The following is an 18,861-nucleotide window of genomic DNA, read 5'->3' on the forward strand; positions in this document are numbered from 1 at the left end:
ACAAGATTCGGATTATTCATATAAGAAATTCATCAACTTATAACGATAAGCCTGAGCAAACTTTGACACTATGAACGACAAAATAAAATTCGCTATTAAAGTATCGCTTAGCCTGACTCTGGCTTATCTAATCCCGTTTGCCATGGGTTGGCCGCAAGCATCGACGGCCGCAACCACAGTGATGCTGATTGCATCCACAGGCAGTCGTCGTGAATCACTCGCCAAAGGTACCTTACGCGTGTTAGGTACATTGGTTGGTGCCGTGGTTGGCTTGTTACTGGTGGGGTTGTTTGCTCAAGACCGCTTGCTGTACATGCTGAGCGTGTCGGTTGTGGTCTCATTCATTTTTTACTTCCGTAATGCCTATCAAAAAGATCCTACGCTACTCATGCTGACCGGTGTGATGACGTTGATGATGTCCAATGGCGGTGACGCAGAAGGTGCGTTCCTTTATGGCGTTGACCGCGCCTATATGACGGTGTTTGGGGTGGTGGTTTACACACTCGTGGGGACTTTCTTATTCCCGACCAAAACAGAACAAAACCTAAGACAGCTCATCGAACAACTCAACCAAGCACAACGCGCGTTGTTCACCGCTATCTTGCAAAATTTCGAGCAAAAATCGGCAGGGCAAATCTCTCCTCAAGAAGGCGGAGAAGAAAATCCAGAAGCTGAAGAGCCACAACCTAGCGTGGACACTCTCATCGAACAGATGTTTGCCGCCCAAAATGCGCTCGAACAGCGTTTTGCCACAGTCAGTGTGGAATGCAGCGACGTGTCGGCCTACATGAAAGAGTGGCGCTTGGCGGTTCATTTGAACAAGCAAGTAACGCAACAATTGACCGTTGCGGCGCACAGCCACTTTAGCCACCAACAAGACCGTGAAAGCATCAGCAACTTTGATCAAGCCGTGGCGGAAATTGACGCGCTATTTGATACCTGCCAACAAGTCTGGGACGAAAAAGAACCCGCTTATCGTGCTCAGGAGTTCAAAGTCAAATACAACCAAGCGTTGCTAGAAGACGCAGCTCACCTAGAGAAAGGCTCTGCGCTTACGCTTGGTCACCTGTTGGAACTGATGCATCAAAACTTGTCGCGTTTAGCGGAGAGCATTAGCTGTATTGACTCTGTGACGAACAATGTCTCCTTTGACGTGCCACTGCCGAAACCGAAAGGCAAGTTTCTATGGTGGGACGCAGAAAACTTTAAAACTGCGGTCAAAACCTTTGTTACCTATTGGGTTGCAGGACTGATTTGGATTTATTTCAATCCACCAGGCGGCTACTCGTTCGTGGTCTTCTCGACCATGTTTATGTCTTTGCTGTCGTTCGTACCTGTGCACCCGATATTGTTACTTGTGCTGTTCACTTTCGGCTTCTTGTTCGCGGTGCCTTCTTACGTCTTCATTCTTCCGCAATTGGATCTCGGGTTAGAACTTGGCCTGTTCATCTTTATCTACACCTTTATCGGCTTTTATCTGTTTAACGGGCCAGTGACGATTTTCTACATGGTGGGCTTGTTTGTTCTGGGTTTAGACAACAACATGTTCTATCACTTCGGGATCCTCATGACGATCATGCTGTTGTTCTACATGGTGGTGTTCATGATTATTTTCGCGCACTACTTCCCGTTTAGCTCACGACCAGAACACCTCTTTTTGACCATAAAAGAACGCTACTTCCGACATACCCGAGAGCTGTTCACTACCTATCAACAGCAGTCCAGCTCGGTTATTACGCCGCTCAAACGGGCCTTGCACTTGGTGACGCTCAATGTCTCATCGAAAAAGCTCAAAGTCTGGGGTTCGAAAATCAACCACAAACACTTTGATAAAACCACGCCAGAAGCGATTGGCGCGTTTAGCAAAGCGTGTGATGTACTCAGTAATCACATCAACATCTTAATGGCCGCCGAGAAAAAGTTGATGGCCAATCCGCTGATTACTCAGCTTCGTCAACAACACCGCGATTCCATCATTCCTTTGATGGCAGGCGCTTTAGCCAGCCATCAAGCAACACAAGAACTCGACTCCGTATTCGACCAATACAGTCAGGATTACCAAACATTCGAAGATAAACTGGAAGATTTTTTTAGTGAGTTGGATTTATCTGACTACGCTTATTCAGAGATAGCCGGTTTTTATATCTTGCTGAATTTAAAACGGAACGTGTTCGAAGCAATCAAGCATTGCAAGCAAACCTACGAGGATATCGATTGGGTGAACTTACAACAGAAGCGTTTTTAAAGGTGGGGATATGATGCTTCCAAAACTAACCAAACCAAGCCTCGCCATACTTTCTTTGCTCGGACTCAGTGCGTGTACCACGGTAGGACCAGATTATGTTCATCCAAAGCAGGCGCCACTGCCAAGTGACTGGTCGGTGCAAAAAGCAGCCAAAGATACGCAGCAATCAGAGCAACAGCTACAACAATGGTGGCAGCAATTTAATGACTCAACTCTTAATCAGCTGGTTGAGTTGGCGAGCAAACAAAACCTCGATTTAGAAGCCGCAGGGCTACGAATTGTCCAAGCACGTTCATTGCTTGGTATTTCGACTGGCTTGCAATACCCACAAGTTCAAACCGTGTCAGGAAACCTAGCGCGTGCCTACGTAAATGATCAGGGCGTGAATAACGCCACTTTGTCGTTTGATGCTGCTTGGGAAATGGATGTTTGGGGCAAGTATGCTCGCGGTATTGAGTCGGCAGAAGCGGGTTACTACGCATCCATCGCATCGTATCACGACATCATGGTCACCATAACCGCCGAAGTGGCGCGCAATTACATCAACTATCGCACATTCCAAGAACGTATTTTGCTGTCTCGCCGCAATATCGAGATTCAAGAGCGTGTCGTCCGCATTACACAGGTGCAGTTCGACTCTGGCAACGTTACAGAATTGGACGTTCAACAAGCTAAAAACCAACTCTACACCACCAAAGCAGCGCTACCGAGCCTCGAAGTGGCAATGAAGCAATCACGTACTGTGTTGGCTTTGCTACTGGGTCTGTTACCAGAAGAAGTAGATGGACTGCTACAGTCGGATGGGATGCACAAGCAAATCGCTGAGTACGAAGCCCAGTTCAAATCAACGGGCAGAAAATCGGCGCTATCGGGCACCGACGAGCGCTCCATTGTGCCACGTCCACCGCTTTTGGATACGCAAGTGGATGCTAACTTAGTGATGCGACGTCCGGATTTGCAAGTCTCTGAGATGCAAGCTCGCGCGCAAAGTGCGCAGATTGGCGTGGCAGAAACCGCTCTGTACCCAAGCTTTTCGTTGTTCGGTTCCATCGGTATCGACAGTACGGTTCCCGATGGCAGCAGTTTCAGTTTTAGCGATTCGCTCACCATGGTGGTTGGCCCAACGTTCAGTTGGAACATTTTCCAATACGGACGCGTGAAAAATAACATTCGTTTCGAAGATGCTCGCTTCCAAGAAACGCTGACGAACTACAACAAAAAGGTACTGCAAGCCGTTAATGAAGTCACCAATGCAATCGAAGCGTATGACCTGTATTTGCAGCAAAAAGATTTACGCTTGCAATCGGTCAACTCTTCCATTCGTGCGTTCAACATATCCATGACACAGTACGAAAACGGACAAATTTCATTCGAACGTCTGCTTAACTCGGTAGAAAAAATGACCCGCGCAGAAGACAGCTACGCAACGATCAAAGGTAATGTTGCGAACCAAGTTGTCGCGCTCTACAAAGCCCTCGGTGGAGGCTGGCAAACCCAAACAGGCAAGCCTTTCATCAGTGAATCGATTGCCACGCAGATGACAGAGCGCACTGACTGGGGAAGTTATTTAAATGAAGAAAACCGCGTATTGCCGCCTTTGCGACTCGAAACTCCGGCTGAGACCAGTGATGAAAACAAAACGGAGGATCGGTAATGCCTCATGAACTCTCTTGGGGAGACGTTTACTTTTCTCCTACGCTACTCGTGCTCTTTCTCGCCGTCACGGCCACGTGGATAACGGTGATGATATTGAACAAGACACGTTTGTCTCGCTTCATCGCTTTTCCGTCTCTGACGTTTATTGCCATCATGGTCGGTTATGTGGTGGCCATCGACAGCTTTTATATTCAATTTTAGGTGCCAAACAAGATGAAAAAACTATTCGTAATCGTACTCAATCTTGTCATTCTTGGTGGCGCAGCTTGGCTCGGCTATCAAAAGTTTGAGGAATACTTTAATAACCCATGGACACGAGATGGACAAGTGCGTGCCAACGTCATCAAAGTGGCTCCTCGCGTTTCAGGCCCAATTGTAAATGTCGCGGTGCAAGACAACCAAGAAGTAAAAACGGGGGATTTACTGTTTGAAATCGACCCTGCGACTTACCAGGTTGCGTTATCTCAAGCCGAAGTAGCACTGGAGCGCTCCATTGTTAGCTCTCGCGGTAAAAAAATCGAATATGACCGCTTAAAAGACATTCGTGCCAAAGACCGTGGCGCGGTTTCGCACAAGGATCTGATTCGTCGTGAAATCGCTTACGAAGAATCGCTACTGCAAATCAAATCTGCAGAAGAGCAACTAAAATCAGCACGCCTTAACCTCAGCTTTACCAAAGTTTATGCGACCGTCGATGGTTTTGTATCTAACCTCGATATTAGAAACGGTACGCAAGCGGTCGCAAACCAACCACTGCTCGCACTGATCGACAAAAACAGCTTTTGGGTATTTGGTTTCTTCCGTGAAAACCAACTTGCGCAAATCGAACCTGGCAGCCAAGCGCGTGTCACTTTGATGTCTCACCCAGACACGCCAATTGACGCGACGGTTGACTCGATTGGTTGGGGTATTGCGCCCAAAGACGGCACGGTCGGCTACAACCTTCTTCCAAACGTAAACCCTGTTTTTCAGTGGATTCGCTTAGCACAACGTATTCCGGTGCGAATCTCCCTACAAGAACTTCCTGAAGATGTTGACCTTCGATTCGGGCTTTCTGCGTCCATCATGGTGATGAAAGAGTCATCCGCAGAAAGTGAACAATAACTAAGTGAGAAGAGCCATGGTCATTGGTAAAAACCTCAAAAATATTAATGAAGAAAACAACTTCTTCTATCTAACCTTAGCACTAGTGATTTTGTTGCTAGGGAGTGCGATGGCACAAGTCGTAGGTGAAGGGACGATTGAACACATACTTCAGGCTTTCACGGTTCTGACGTTTATCGTCTGTTTTGCGAGCCTTCGCTTTGACAAAACCTGGTCTCGTTTCCTCTACAGCCTGTTTGGTATTTGGGTTCTTGTGATTGTGATCAAGACCGTTTTCGACATCAGAGAGATGAATGTGGTGATGCTTGCCCTCACCTTTGCGTTCTTTTTCGGCACTTTTAAATCCATCGCAAGACAGATTCTTTTCACCGGCCATGTCAACAGCAACAAAGTCATTGGCTCGGTCGCGCTTTTCTTGCTGCTTGGTCTGATGTGGGCGATTGCCTACCTCATTCTGCTTGAGTTTTCGCCTGAAGCCTTTACCGGTATGGAAGCGATTTCTTGGGGGCAGAACTTCTCCAATGCAGCGTATTTCAGTTTCGTTACCTTAACCACGCTCGGTTATGGCGACATTAGTCCTCTAACACCACTGGCTCAAGTCGTGGTGTATTTAGAGGCCATCACAGGTGTTTTTTATATGGCGATTGTTGTTTCAAGTCTCGTCAGTTCTAACATTGATCATCAGGTAAACAAAAATGGATAAACAATCGGTAAAAATCGACAGTAAGCTTTTCATCAGTAATATGGTGGAATCAGCAATACGCATTGGCTTGATCTTTGTCTTGCTGATGTTTACGTACGACATCATCAAACCCTTCATACTTCCGGTTATTTGGGGCGCTATTATAGCCGTCGCTTTAATGCCGCTTACCCAAAAATTGCAGCGTGTATATGGTGGTCGCAGAGGCCTGGCAGCCACAACCATTGCTTTACTTGGTATTGCCCTCCTTGTCACGCCACTTGTTATGGTATCAGGCTCCATTGTGGATGGTGCAACGCACGCGCTTGAAGTACTACAAAATGGACAAGTGAAAATACCAGGGCCAAAAGCTTCCGTAGCGGATTGGCCTATCGTGGGTGATAAGCTCTACGAAGTGTGGACCCTATTCGCTACTAATCTTGAACAAGCTATTCAAACCTTTATGCCACAAATAAAGGCAGGGCTCACATCTTTACTGGGTACACTTGGGGGCGTATTGGGAAGTTTACTGCTTTCAATCTTGTCACTTGCGATTGCAGCAGGTTTCATGACGTACTCTGAATCTGCGGCATCAGGCCTAAGAACCATCGCGATTCGAACCGCAGGTGAAAACGCAAAAAGCTGGACCACGCTTATCGCAGCGACAATTAAAAGCGTACTGCTTGGCGTAGTCGGTGTAGCGGCGATTCAAGCACTGTTGATCGGTGCTGGTTTCTTCGTATTTGGCGTTCCGGCAGCAGGTTTACTCACACTGCTTCTAATGATTTTATGTATCGCTCAGCTCCCGGCGTTGCTCGCTGTGCTACCTGTGATTGGCTTCATGTACATGACCCAAGACACCTCAACAGCAACCATGTTTACTGTTTGGGTCGTAGTTGCGGCTCTTTCTGAAAACCTGTTCAAACCAATGTTAATGGGACGTGGCGTCGACGTGCCAATGCCTGTGATTCTGCTCGGTGCCATCGGTGGTATGCTTTTCTACGGCATCGTTGGTCTGTTCTTAGGTGCCGTTATCCTAGCAATTTGGTATGAGTTATTTGTTTGGTGGTTAAGCATTGAGAAAGCACAACAGCAAGAAGAAATGGCAGAACAACAAGACGCTTCTAATGACCAATCAGAACCTGGACACGGTGCAGGCATATAATAAATCAATAAGTTAGAAATAAATTTAATCTATAACTTATGATATCAAACCGCTGCATTTCAGCGGTTTGATTCTATTTGGATCACAGTTTCGTCGTAATAAATGCGATAAAAATGACGTTCTTGTTAAATTTTCATACTTATTACACTTGGGAGTTGCAATCGGGCAATGAACGATGCACTCTCGATGACCACTAATTTGCTTAGGATAAAAACAATGAAATTGATCAAGCCTTTAACTTGTGCGCTTGCTCTCGCAATGAGTGGCATGGCATTCGCAGATGTAACCGTGAGTGTTCCTGACAACGTTTCAGTATTAGCGGCTAACGGTGAAAAAGCAGATCTTTCGGGTGGTTTTTTCGCCTCTGAAAGAACACTGACGTTACCTGATGGCCTTAACCAAGTCGTATTTCGTTTCGCCCCTTACTTCAACCAAGGTAATGACCGTTTAAGTGTTGAAAGCGATGTTATCGTTACACGATTTGACGCGACCAATGCCGAACTCACTCTACAAATGCCAGAATACCGCAACCTACGTGATGCGGAAGAGAAGATCAAAGACTTAGATTGGAAACTGGTTGATGATTCTGGCAACGCAATCGCGGTTGACCAGGACAAGTTGCTCAAACCGGGTATGCAAATCGGTCGTGATTACGTGCGTGAAATCGAAGATTATAACCAAGCTGGCGGTGCAGCAGCCGTGGCTTTTGCTGGCGCAGCAACCATGCAGCCAGTCACGCTTCCTGCAAAGGTTCCTGCGGATATGAAGCAAGTGAGAGCAACTGCGGTTAAAGCGGATTCGACAGCTGAAGAGATGCTGCACTTCTGGTACCAAAAAGCAGACGCAGAAACCAAAGCTCGCTTTAAGAAATATGTTAATCAACAGTAAATCTGGTTAACTTTATCGATATTAAAAAAGCCACTTCACGTGGCTTTTTTGATCAAAAATTAGGAAGCTTGGACAACTTTAGTATTGGCGATCAAGTCATGCAACAATCGTCGCTCCGGATGAAAGAACAACAATGCCAAATTTACCAACGGGATCCCCGGAATGAGCATCTCCAGCAAGTAGCTAATAACAAGCCTTAACCCTGCTGTAACTTTCGTTGCCTTACTATCATTTTTCATTACAACTTTAATACCAATCATGCGCATACCAATGGTTTGCCCATGACTCAATGCATTCCAGTTGATCATTAAAACCGTTGGTAAAGAAAGCAAGTAAAACGCCTGAGTTTCACGAACAAGCGTGAGGTTATCTGCTAAAGAGAGCTGAAAGTCGTTAAGAAAAGAGTTAATACTCAATGCGATGATTAACACGACCACCATCGCAAAGAGCAGGTCGATAAAACCAGCAATGATTCTCTGTTGCTTGCTCGCGATAAAAGCATACATGGACTTCAGTCACCTCAATGTAATTGGTTAAGCGAGAATGACTGAGTGTACAGACGCGCAATGGTGAGCGCAGTTTAGGTATTGCCAACATAATATTCAACTAAGAACATACTAAATCGCGGTCGTATCTCAAAAGTAATCATTACATCTTGAGCATAACCGTATCAATTTAACAAAACGCTACCAGTAACGTTCGTAAATGATATTTCCCCCAGTTTGATGGCGATACTTTTCCAAGCCTAGCTCTTGTAAAACGGGCACGGTATCTTTGATCATTTGTGGATTCCCACACATCATGACAAAGCTACGCTGAGCTGAGAATGGCGCATCAGCGGCGTTGGACAGTAAACCCGATTCGATGAGTTCAGGAATTCGGCCTTGTAATTTACCATCAACCACTTCCCTGCTGACTATCGGTATATACTTTAATCTGCCTTCATATCGTTGCTGAAGCTGTTCAATTAGGTATTTATAAACCAGATCTTTTTCGAAACGAACGGCATGAACCAGCACAATGCGCTCATTGTGAGGCGGTAAGTTTATATCATCCAGCAGCGACAAAAACGGTCCAATCCCCGTACCTGTAGATAGCAGCCACAGGTCATGAGCCTGTTTAGGAATAGAATCATGGATTAAATCGCCATGTGCGGTGGTACCGACATAAATGCTATCACCAGATTTAAGCTTTTGGAGCCGTGGAGAAAGTTGTCCTTGAGGGTCGGCTACTATTAGAAACTCCAACCAATCGAATTGCTCGCTTGGCGCATTAACCACAGAGTAAGCGCGGCTGATCGGCTTACCTTCATCATCAAGCAAAGCAAGCTTGGTGAATTGGCCAGCTTTAAAGGAAAGAGGCGCGCCAGATATTCTCAAACTGAACAGCTCACCTGTCCAATCGATGCGTTTCTCAACTCTTGCGAGGTTGAAACCTTTGAGTTCAATCATGAGACACCTCCTATCTGGTTACTCTTAGTTAAACTTACGCCTTCAACTCGATTATGTAAAGTTTCTGGTTTACATAATCAAACCACTATTTCATTTCACATTTTAAAAACAATTTTATTACATATTAAATGATTACATCTAGAATAAATGCTCAAAGTGATAAGTCGCGTCGCAATTTGTGGCAAAGCAGATGAAAAAGGAGCAATAGAAATGGACACACTGTTAAAGGACTTTCCCGTTATCACAGAGATAAAAGTCGCATGGGGTGAAATGGATGCTCTGCAACACGTTAATAACGTGGTCTATTTTCGCTACTTCGAGACCGCACGTTTAGATTACTTCAACAAAATTAACCTGCTGGTCGACCTGCAGACCTCGCAAATTGGGCCAGTACTGAGCGAGACTCAATGCCGCTACAAATTGCCTGTTACTTACCCAGACACGCTATTAGTCGGTTCTCGCGTAATCGACATGCAAGAAGATCGCATCACGATGGAGTACCAAGTGCTGAGTAAGAAGTGGGGTAAAATTGCGACCATCGCGACCGCCACTGGTGTGATGTTTGATTTTAAGAACAACGTAAAAGCGGCGATTCCAGACCACGTTCGCCAGTCGATTTTAGATTTGGAAGGAACTGTGGGTAGCACGCATCATTTAGAGTAGCAAGAAATGAGAGATTAAAGGCGAGGTTCCCGACAGCGATTCTTCATCGCTGTCGGGAATAACGTATGGCTAATCTTCCAACCTACGCGATAAGAGAACTAGCGTCATTCTAGCGAGCCAAGGCGAGACTAAGAATCTACTTACCGCTTGCTGCAGGCCTATAGAGATATAAATAAACTCAATACAATCTGAGAGTAGATTCTGAATCACGCTCGTTCCTCGCGGTTCAGAATGACGGTTCGAGTTTGGCTCTGACCTCTACAAAACTATCTAAAAAAGTGATTCCAGACAAGCCTAAGTGACCATCCGGAATCTCGCTTTAGACGCATCAGCAGAGCGACTCTTCCAGCCTACGCGATAAGAAAAACTTCGTCATTCTAGCGAGCCATAGCAAGACTAAGAATCTACTTACCGCTTGCAGCAGACCATAAAGCCATGAATAAACTCAATACAATCTGAGGGTAGATTCTGAATCACGCTCGTTCCTCGCGGTTCAGAATGACGGTTCGAGTTTGGCTCTGACCTCTACAAAACCATCTAAAAAAGCGATTCCAGAAGAACCTAAGTGAGTCACTCGGAATCTCGCTTTAAACGTATCAGTAGAGCGACTCTTCCAGCCTACGCGATAAGAAAAGCTACGTCATTCTAGCGAGCCAAAGCGAGACTAAGAATCTACTTGCCGCTTGCTGCAGACCATAAAGCCATGAATAAACTCAATACAATCTGAAGGTAGATTCTGATTCACGCTCGTTCCTCGCGGTTCAGAATGACGGTTCGAGTTTGACTCTGACCTCTACAAAACCATCTAAAAAAGCGATTCCAGACAAGCCTAAGTGACCATCCGAAATCTCGCTTGAGACGCATCAGCAGCGCGACTCTTCCAGCCTACGCGATAAGAAAAGCTGCGTCATTCTAGCGAGCCATAGCGAGACTAAGAATCTGCTTGCCGCTTGCTGCAGACCATAGAGCGGTTAGCAGAATGTCTCGATGTACAGCGCTTCCACCTTATCTCTGGCCCATTGCGTTTTACGCAGGAACTTCAGCGACGATTTGATTGAAGGATCTTTCTTGAAACAGTTCACACGAACGCGCTCATACATGCCATTCCAACCAAAGTGTTCAACTAGTCGGGTGACGATTTTCTCTAAACTCAACCCGTGAAGTGGGTTATTCGGCTGCTGTTGGCTCATGCTATTGATCCGGTAAAGTGAAGTTGCGCGCTAATCTAACTCAAACTCGCCGTGCAACCTAATGTTTTAACCTTGAATTGGCCTACGACTCTCCCCTATAGTAGCCCAAACTTCTTAAAAGCCCTTTTCATTATGAAAGCCCTCAACGACCTCAATATTTTTGTCGAAACCGCGCGCCAAGGCAGCTTTTCAAAAGCCGCTAACAGTATGGACATGACACCTGCCGCCATTAGCGCATCGATTAAGCGTCTTGAAGGGCAAATCGGTTTCCCGTTGTTTGTGCGTTCCACCCGAAGCCTGCGTTTAACCTCAGAGGGCGAACTGTTTTTAGACAAAACCACGCAAGCGTTGGCAACATTGCAAGAGGGGTTGGATCAGATCTCAAGTGCGCGCGGGGAGTTGTCTGGTCAGCTGCACATTACTGCACCCTCCGATTTTGGTCGCAATATGTTGCTCGATTGGGTGGATGAGTTCATCGATCTCTACCCAAATGTTTCCATCAAACTAGAGCTGTCCGATAGCTTGACGGATATGTACACAAAGCCTGTCGATATTGCGATTCGCTACGGCGAGCCGGCCGACTCCAATCTGGTCGTATTGGCATTATGTGGGTCAAACGAACGGATATTATGTGCATCGCCAGAGTACGTAGCTACACATCCAGAACTCGCCTCTCCTGCCGATTTAACGCAACACAACTGCTTGTGCTACATGGTCGCGGATTCGGTCTACAACAAATGGACGCTCACGCGTGGCAGCGAGAAAGAACAAATCGTGGTCAGCGGTAACTTGTTGAGCAACGATAGTGACTTGCCACACCGGTTAGCGATCAAAGGCAAAGGCATTGCGAATAAATCATTGATGGACATTAGCCGAGACTTAATCGAGGGAAGATTGGTGCGAGTGTTACCAGAGTGGGATTGCGGCCCAGTGCCGCTCTACATGGTGTGCGCCGATCGTCGGTTACTAACGCCAACGATTCGGACTTTCCGCGACTTTATCCAACAAAAATGCTGCCAGCAACGCGCCAACGTGCTGGCAACCTTCTGTCATTAGGCGATAAATCGAAGAGGACGAATCTGGGTATATTCAACCCAATCGTTCTCTTCTAATGTTTCAAGAAACGTCGCCATGTGCGGGCTTTGCAAATGCTTATCCAAGGCCTCTTGCGATGCCCAGATTTCTTGGAACATAAATAGGCCTTCAACTTTCTCGTCAAGATACAACTCGTATTGGCAACAGCCTTCTTCTTTGCGAGTTGGCTCTAGTAAACCAGAAAGCAAATTCGCCACCTGATCCTTACGGTCTGGATAGGCTTTAACTTCTGCGACTAAGTGGATCATCGTTTTATCACTCTTTTGCGATTTATATATTGATTACAGGGTTCTACGTAACCTGCAAGTAAGCTTGAATTAGATCTCGGTGAATACGGTTTCTGCGTCCCAGCGAGACTTTGGCGTTTTCGCGTTGAAGTCATCTTCCGCGTGGTAGCCAAGCGGCACGATCACAACACTGGTATAACCTTTTTCACGCAAGCCAAATTCTTCATCCAGCACTTTTGGATCAAACCCTTCAATTGGTACTGCATCAATTTCTAGCGTCGAAGCACCCAACAGCAACGTACCCACGTTGAGGTAAACTTGTTTCTCCATCCAATGGTTTGCATCTTTCAGATCAAAACGGTGCATGTTCACAAAGTAGCTACGACCACCGCGTACAGCCGCTTTCGCTTCTTCAGTTGGGAATCGACCATCTTTTTCTTCTTGCACCATTAGCGCTTCAATGTAGTCGTTATCAATGCCTGTTTTCGCACAAAACACCAATACGTGAGAAGCGTTGAGAATCTTCGCCGCGTTAAACGCGTAATTCTCTTGCGCCGCTTTAGCGATGCGCTGTTTGCCTTCTTCTGTGCTTGCCAGAATGAAATGCCAAGGCTGGGAGTTCACACTCGATGGACTAAAACGAATCAGCTCTTTAACTGCGTCGATTTTTTCTTGAGATAGCTTGCGCGTTGAGTCAAACACTTTCGTTGAGTAACGAGATTTTGCAGCTTGTACGATATCCATGAGGTTCTCCAATTAATGAATTTAAGCTGTGTAACAGCATAACCTCATGAGATAAAGGGAAAAACCGATTTCGATTAAAAACATTTTCAAAATAAATTTGAAAATAAAACGATAAGAAAGGCTTTGAGCGTTCTCACTGAATTTCTTCATCTTTTCGGCAATAATGCATGTTTGCTCGCAACCAAACTCAACTCATGCAGCCTCAAGATAACGTTATTACATCCTTTCTGTGCAAAAAGCTCGGTCACAATCACCTTCGAATTGCCGGCGAATATTGGCACATTGAGAAGTTGGTGGCCTTGCAATGCATGATGTTGAAAGAAGCGCCTAACCTCCAGGAAGGGCTGCTTTGGTGGAGTAAAAGTGTCTCATTATTCGACCGCCGTTTGTACGTCACATTTCAACATGGTGATGCCCAAATCCATCTGCAAGTAGAATGCAGAACAGCCGATATGCCAAATTGGGCGGAGTCGGTGTTTGGCTTGCTCAAAATGCAGTTGGAGACGCTTGAGCTAAGTGAATCAATACAAGTTCAAGCCAGCAATCCACTCGCGGCCGATATTTTTCTAGGGGAAACGCGAGATTCTAAAACCAGTTTAAGCGTGTTTGAACTGGTGAAACATGTTTATTTGCTGCTTTCTCACCAACCAATTGAACAGCCAGAATTGCTGAGTGTTTTGAACGCCTTGTTCATCAAAAACAGTAATTACGCGCTCAAGTTAGAGCAAGCGGCAAGGCAACTGGGCGTCTCCAAACGCACCTTGCAACGTCGACTGCAAGAAAAGCAAATGAGCTACTCTCAATGCGTTGATTTCGCTAAAAGAAAGCAAGCACTCACTTTGCTTGCCGACACCCAACTCACAACGCAGCAAATCGCCTATCAACTTGGTTATGAAGAACCTTCGAACTTTCACCGCACTTTTCGTCGTTGGTATCCGTTTTCACCCATGCAATATCGCCAGCAGTGCTTAGATAACCGCACTCATCTCAACAACCAACCCATCCGCTTGTACTACGCCAAAGCGAATACTTTAGCCGATAACGACATTGACCAACCCGTCGGTAAAATCTGGATGGAAGTGGATAATATTGCGTTTGAAAAAGTGGTCTCCGTTGAATGTCGAGACCGTGATGGCACGTGGCGTCGCTACCCAGCCTTCTTCGAGCGTTTTTTGAATAATGGCACCGAACTATGGGCGACGACCGAACTTCCGGTAGCGCATCCCCTTACCTTTCGCCTGTGTTATGAAGTCGATGGAGAACGTTACATTGAGAATAACCACCAGCGTGATTATGTGGTTTCTAAGGGGCTTTTAATTGGCGCAACGGAATACATTGTCCCGACTCGGCAGCTTATTAATATTGGGGCGCAATACACGCTCTTTATCGAACTGGCATGCCGACTTGAAAACGTTTCGAGGATTAACTGTTACGTCGATGATGACCCCACACCTCACGCAATGCGCTTGACCCAACACTCGCTACATTATGCTTGTTGGGTGCTGCAATTATCGCTCACTCAAACTGCAAAGCAGTGCCGTTTCCGCCTTTATGATGAATCCGACAACGAGCTCGCGAAAGAGCATTACCCGATACAATATCCTATTGTGCAACCACTCAATTAAAACTGTCGGTCAGATCAAAATCGTCTCTTCGTGACATCATTTCACGTCTTTTTTGGCGCAAAATGACACTCTCAATTTCTAACCTTTGCTTTATCGTTTCCGCATTGCTGCATAACGGAGACAAAAACCGTGTTTGAAACCTTACCTAACCCAATGAATAAAATAAAAATACTCCCTTTAGCGATCGCCTTAGCTCTTTCTGGCTGTGGTAGCGATGAGACTACGCCAGCAGATACAGGAAGCCACGTGGCATCTCCTGATTGGCAAGACCAGATCATTTACTTCTTGATGATCGACCGTTTTAACGACGGCGACAACACGCTTAACGATCAAGGTCAGAATGAGTACGATCCTACCTCAGACAAAAAATTCAGTGGTGGTGACCTGGTTGGTGTCAGCGACAAACTGGGCTACATCGAAGACCTAGGCGCAACCTCTATCTGGATTACGCCGCCAGTGGCAAACCAATGGTGGGACGCAGAACAAAACTACGGCGGCTACCACGGCTACTGGGCGCGTGACTTCCAAAAAGTGGATGAGCACTTTGGTGACATGGAAAGCTACCAAGCGTTAGCACGCGAAGTGCATGCGCGTAACATGTTCTTAATTCAGGACATCGTGACCAACCATGTAGGCAACTTCTTCACCTACGATGATCCTTACAGTTATGATCCAAGCCTACCTTGCCAAGGCTTCCGTTTGATTAAAAATACACTACCCGCCGGGCAAGAACTGCCGTACCCACTCAACATGAACGAGTGTAAAACAGACGGCACAGGCAGCTACCACTGGACACCAACCATCACCGACCACAACGATCCGGTACAAGAAAAAACCTGGCAGCTCTCTGATTTGGATGACCTTAATACGTCCGATCCTGAAGTACGCGCTTATCTAAAAGAGAGCTACCGAAAATGGATTCGCGAAGTCGGCGTCGACGGATTCCGTATCGATACGGTGAAGTTTGTTGAGCACGATTTCTGGAACGACTTCCTGCACGCCGACGATGGTGTGATGACTCAAGCGGTTGATACCGGTCGCGATAACTTCCTGACCTTTGGTGAAGTATTCGAAACATCTACGCCTTACCACACCGAAGGCGAAGAGAAGATGCTGACTTACATCGGTGAAAGTGGCTCGCCGAAACAGCTAACCTCGGTACTGAACTTCCCATTGCAAGCGACCATGACGCGCGTATTTGCATCAGGGCAACCGACCGACTATTTACGTTTCCGTCTTGAGAAAATGATGGACATGTTCCCAAATCCATACATCATGCCGAACTTCATTGATAACCACGATACGCCACGTTTTCTATCGCAAGGCAGTGTCAACGATATGAAGCAAGCTCTGATCACAATGATGGCGGTACCGGGCATCCCTGTGATTTACCAAGGTACAGAGCAAGCGATGTCAGCGGCGCGTGATGCGATGTTCGCCGGAGGGTACCGTGAAGATGGCAACTACGTAGACTCATTCGACCAAAACAGCGAGATGTACTTGTTCATCCAAGAGCTTGCTAAGTTACGTACCGAAAACAAAGTCATGACACGCGGCGAAATGAAAGTCATTGGCAGCGATAAAGCTGGTGCAGGTGTGTTCGCCTTTACCCGCACTTTGGATAACGACGAAGTCTTAGTGGTAATGAACACATCTAACTCCCCAATGTTGATGAACCAACTCGATGTAGAGCAAGCGGGCGGCACCGTCTTCCAACAACAAATCATGTCGAATTGGGCGGACGCTCCAGAGCAGTTAATCGCCGATGAAAACGGTCACGTAACCCTTGAGTTGCCAGCCAAGTCAGCAGTGATTTACTCAAAAACAAGCAGCAATCAATCTGTAGATACCCCAGACCTCAACATCCAACTAGCGCAGGATTGGGAAGGACAAACCATCACTGGTGATATTGTTATCGCGGGTAGTGCGAACGCCAACGAGAAGTTGAACCTCGTCGTCGATGGTAACTTGGAAACAGCGCAAACCATTACTGTAGGTGCTGATGGTCAGTTTAGTGTCACGCTGTCGACTCGTCATTTTGCGATTGGCGAGCAACAGCACCGCTTCGCGATTTATTCCACCGAGAAAAAAGCAGGCATCGAGGACGTGAATTTTGTCTCCAACCTAAGCTGGTCAAACACGCCGGACGACACCATTGATGATGCGGGCGATGCACAAGACGGCGTGGGCGGCCCAAACGGCAACTACTCATTACCAACCGATCCAACGTTCGACAAAGACAACAGCCAACTCGCGATCAACAAAGCAGAAGTGTTTACCGTTGGCAGTAACGTACGCTTGACCTTCACTATGGACAAAATCACCGACACTTGGTTGCCACCAAACGGCTTCGACCACGTGGGTTTCACCATCTTTATTGATTTACCGGAAGAAGCCGCAACCAACTTGTCTGAGCTACCGAAGATCAACGCTTCTATGCCAAACGGAACCTGGAGTCGCAATGCGGTTGTTTTTGGCTGGCAAAGCTCGATTTACAACACCAAAGGAGCAAATGCGACGACATGGGGAGAAGCCGTAACGCCAGCACCAATGGTCACGGTAGACAAAGCCAACAACACCATTTCGATGGACTTTGCTAGCGATGCACTAGGCCGCCCAGATTCGCTCGATGGTATCCGCTTCTATGTCACGACTTGGGACTTAGACGGCCTTTCGGCAACTTACCGTCCGCTAGAACAAGACAAAGGCCCTTGGAACTTCTCCGGTGGCGCATCGGATGAAAGTAAGATTTGGGACGATTTACCAATCATCACCTTGTCGGAATAAACCGTTAAATAAAGCACCGCCCAGCGTTTAGCTGGGCGGCCATCAACAAAAAAATGCAGAAAGACACTTCTGCTCGTTTTTATTCTAGTTAAAGAACGATTTCACCCACAGCACCAGACTGTCCCAAAGCTGACCGAACCACGAGCCCTCTTCTACCGCTTGGCTGCTGACCAAGGGATAACTCGCCACGGTACTGTCATCGCTTTTCCAAACGACCTTACCAATCTCATCCCCTTGCGCGATCGGCGCAATCAACGGTTCATTTAACACCACACTCTTATCAAGCCCAGCCGTCATTGAACGAGGTAGAGTGAGATAGGCATCTTTAGCGAAGATCGCTTCAACTTGATTAGCATTTCCCTTCCAAACGCGAACTTTAGACTCAACTTCCCCCTGTTTAGCAACTTGCTTGGTGTCATAAAAGCGAAAACCATAGCTGAGTAGATTCTTCGATTGGCTGATCCTAGCCTGTTTACTTGGCGTACCCATCACCACCGAGATAAGGCGCATTCTTCCTTCTTTGGCCGAGCTCACCAAGCTGTATCCGGCATTGCTGGTGTAGCCGGTTTTGCCCCCGTCGACATCAATGGAATTATCCCATAACAACTTATTGCGGTTGTACTGCGTAATGTCGTTCCATTTGAAGACTTTCTCGCTGTATAGCGCATACACATCAGGAACATCGCTGATGATCGACTGCATGAGTTTTGCCATATCGGTTGGTGAGGTTTGGATGCCATCACTATCAAGACCATGGGAGTTCACAAAATAGGTGTCTTGCAGTCCTAATTTCTCCGCCCAACCATTCATCAAGGCGACAAAGCCGCGTTCACTGCCTGCAACGTGCTCAGCCAGTGCAACGCACGCGTCATTTCCTGATTGGATGATCACGCCGCGCATTAAGTTCGCAACACTAATTTCATCTTTCGGTTTGATGAACATTTTAGAAGAACCGGGAAACTTGGCCGACCACGCGTTTTCGCTCACGGTGACAACATCATCCCATTTCAAACGCCCCGCTTTGATTTCTTGTCCAACTACATAAGCGGTCATCAACTTGGTTAAACTCGCCGGAGCAAGGCCTGCTCGCCCATTATGCTCGGCAATAATGGCACCGGATTGAAAGTCCATTAATACGTAGCCTTTTGCCTGTAACTGAGGTGGGTTGGGCGTAACAACGGCAAAAGTAGGTACGCTTATTAAACAAGTCACAATTGTCCATCGAGCCAGTGACACTTTCATCCGACTTCCTCCATGCTCTTACTTTGTCGCAACTCTATTGAGCATAGCTCACTCAACCAGTTGCACCAGTCGCTAATCGTTTCATTTTCTTGAACTTACA

General features: G+C 46.6%; 17 protein-coding genes. 11 read left to right on the forward strand and 6 right to left on the reverse strand.

Translation table 11 applies throughout. The features are described from left to right. The first annotated feature begins 70 nt into the window (after positions 1 to 70). From N646_RS16375 to N646_RS16405, 7 genes are all read left to right on the forward strand, one after another. Positions 71 to 2,245 carry an FUSC family protein gene (locus tag N646_RS16375; RefSeq protein WP_017820550.1) on the forward strand — a complete coding sequence of 725 codons (2,175 nt, stop codon included), beginning with the start codon at positions 71 to 73 and terminating at the stop codon, positions 2,243 to 2,245. Between the two features lie 10 nt (positions 2,246 to 2,255). Next, on the forward strand, positions 2,256 to 3,899 hold the full coding sequence (locus N646_RS16380) for a TolC family protein (RefSeq protein ID WP_017820551.1): 1,644 nt from the start codon (positions 2,256 to 2,258) through the stop codon (positions 3,897 to 3,899). Beyond that, entirely contained in the window at positions 3,899 to 4,102 is a 204-nt protein-coding gene (locus N646_RS16385) for a DUF1656 domain-containing protein (RefSeq protein WP_005374946.1), read from the forward strand. Before N646_RS16380 ends, N646_RS16385 begins: the two co-directional genes overlap by 1 nt. Positions 4,103 to 4,114: 12 nt before the next feature. Then, entirely contained in the window at positions 4,115 to 5,005 is an 891-nt protein-coding gene (locus tag N646_RS16390) for an HlyD family secretion protein (RefSeq protein WP_017820552.1), read from the forward strand. Positions 5,006 to 5,021: 16 nt separating this feature from the next. Further along, positions 5,022 to 5,708, forward strand: a complete 687-nt coding sequence (locus tag N646_RS16395) for a potassium channel family protein (protein WP_005374942.1) — start codon at positions 5,022 to 5,024, stop codon at positions 5,706 to 5,708. Next, a complete protein-coding gene (locus tag N646_RS16400; protein ID WP_017820553.1) occupies positions 5,701 to 6,849 on the forward strand; it encodes an AI-2E family transporter in 1,149 nt (382 codons plus the stop codon). The genes N646_RS16395 and N646_RS16400 overlap by 8 nt, the downstream gene beginning before the upstream one ends. Positions 6,850 to 7,065: 216 nt before the next feature. Continuing rightward, positions 7,066 to 7,737, forward strand: coding sequence for a DUF2057 domain-containing protein (locus N646_RS16405; RefSeq protein ID WP_017634411.1), 672 nt, complete (start codon positions 7,066 to 7,068; stop codon positions 7,735 to 7,737). 59 nt (positions 7,738 to 7,796) lie between these two features. Here the strand turns inward: N646_RS16405 and N646_RS16410 are convergent, their stop codons facing one another. Together N646_RS16410 and N646_RS16415 are read right to left on the reverse strand one after the other, a co-directional pair. Continuing rightward, complete coding sequence (locus N646_RS16410; RefSeq protein WP_005374936.1) at positions 7,797 to 8,243, reverse strand: RDD family protein; 447 nt, start codon at positions 8,241 to 8,243, stop codon at positions 7,797 to 7,799. 180 nt (positions 8,244 to 8,423) lie between these two features. Continuing rightward, complete coding sequence (locus N646_RS16415) at positions 8,424 to 9,188, reverse strand: ferredoxin--NADP reductase (RefSeq protein ID WP_017820554.1); 765 nt, start codon at positions 9,186 to 9,188, stop codon at positions 8,424 to 8,426. Positions 9,189 to 9,398: 210 nt separating this feature from the next. Between N646_RS16415 and N646_RS16420 the strand changes: the two genes are divergently transcribed. Next, a complete protein-coding gene (locus tag N646_RS16420; protein WP_005374933.1) occupies positions 9,399 to 9,851 on the forward strand; it encodes an acyl-CoA thioesterase in 453 nt (150 codons plus the stop codon). A 971-nt stretch (positions 9,852 to 10,822) separates the two neighbouring features. Here the strand turns inward: N646_RS16420 and N646_RS16425 are convergent. Beyond that, a complete protein-coding gene (locus N646_RS16425; RefSeq protein WP_005374929.1) occupies positions 10,823 to 11,041 on the reverse strand; it encodes a VF530 family protein in 219 nt (72 codons plus the stop codon). A 132-nt stretch (positions 11,042 to 11,173) separates the two neighbouring features. Between N646_RS16425 and N646_RS16430 the strand changes: the two genes are divergently transcribed. Beyond that, positions 11,174 to 12,097 (forward strand): LysR family transcriptional regulator, encoded by a 924-nt coding sequence (locus N646_RS16430; RefSeq protein ID WP_005374928.1) that lies wholly within the window; start codon positions 11,174 to 11,176, stop codon positions 12,095 to 12,097. On the opposite strand, the gene N646_RS16435 is transcribed toward N646_RS16430, so the two are convergent. Continuing rightward, complete coding sequence (locus tag N646_RS16435; protein ID WP_017820150.1) at positions 12,094 to 12,384, reverse strand: putative quinol monooxygenase; 291 nt, start codon at positions 12,382 to 12,384, stop codon at positions 12,094 to 12,096. The genes N646_RS16430 and N646_RS16435 overlap by 4 nt on opposite strands. A gap of 69 nt (positions 12,385 to 12,453) precedes the next feature. Next, positions 12,454 to 13,107, reverse strand: a complete 654-nt coding sequence (locus N646_RS16440) for an oxygen-insensitive NAD(P)H-dependent nitroreductase NfsB (protein ID WP_017820149.1) — start codon at positions 13,105 to 13,107, stop codon at positions 12,454 to 12,456. 167 nt (positions 13,108 to 13,274) lie between these two features. Here N646_RS16440 and N646_RS16445 point away from each other — a divergent pair, with 167 nt between their 5' ends. Both N646_RS16445 and N646_RS16450 read left to right on the forward strand, forming a co-directional pair. Next, entirely contained in the window at positions 13,275 to 14,732 is a 1,458-nt protein-coding gene (locus N646_RS16445) for a helix-turn-helix domain-containing protein (RefSeq protein WP_017820148.1), read from the forward strand. A gap of 129 nt (positions 14,733 to 14,861) precedes the next feature. Beyond that, positions 14,862 to 17,519, forward strand: coding sequence for an alpha-amylase family glycosyl hydrolase (locus tag N646_RS16450; protein ID WP_017820147.1), 2,658 nt, complete (start codon positions 14,862 to 14,864; stop codon positions 17,517 to 17,519). An 84-nt stretch (positions 17,520 to 17,603) separates the two neighbouring features. Here N646_RS16450 and N646_RS16455 read toward each other — a convergent pair whose 3' ends face one another. Beyond that, the gene (locus tag N646_RS16455; RefSeq protein ID WP_005484191.1) at positions 17,604 to 18,761 is read right to left on the reverse strand and encodes a D-alanyl-D-alanine carboxypeptidase family protein; all 1,158 of its coding nucleotides are present in this window, start codon (positions 18,759 to 18,761) and stop codon (positions 17,604 to 17,606) included. Positions 18,762 to 18,861: the final 100 nt, after the last annotated feature.

It is taken from the genome of Vibrio alginolyticus NBRC 15630 = ATCC 17749, assembly GCF_000354175.2.
Classification (GTDB): Bacteria; Pseudomonadota; Gammaproteobacteria; order Enterobacterales; family Vibrionaceae; genus Vibrio; species Vibrio alginolyticus.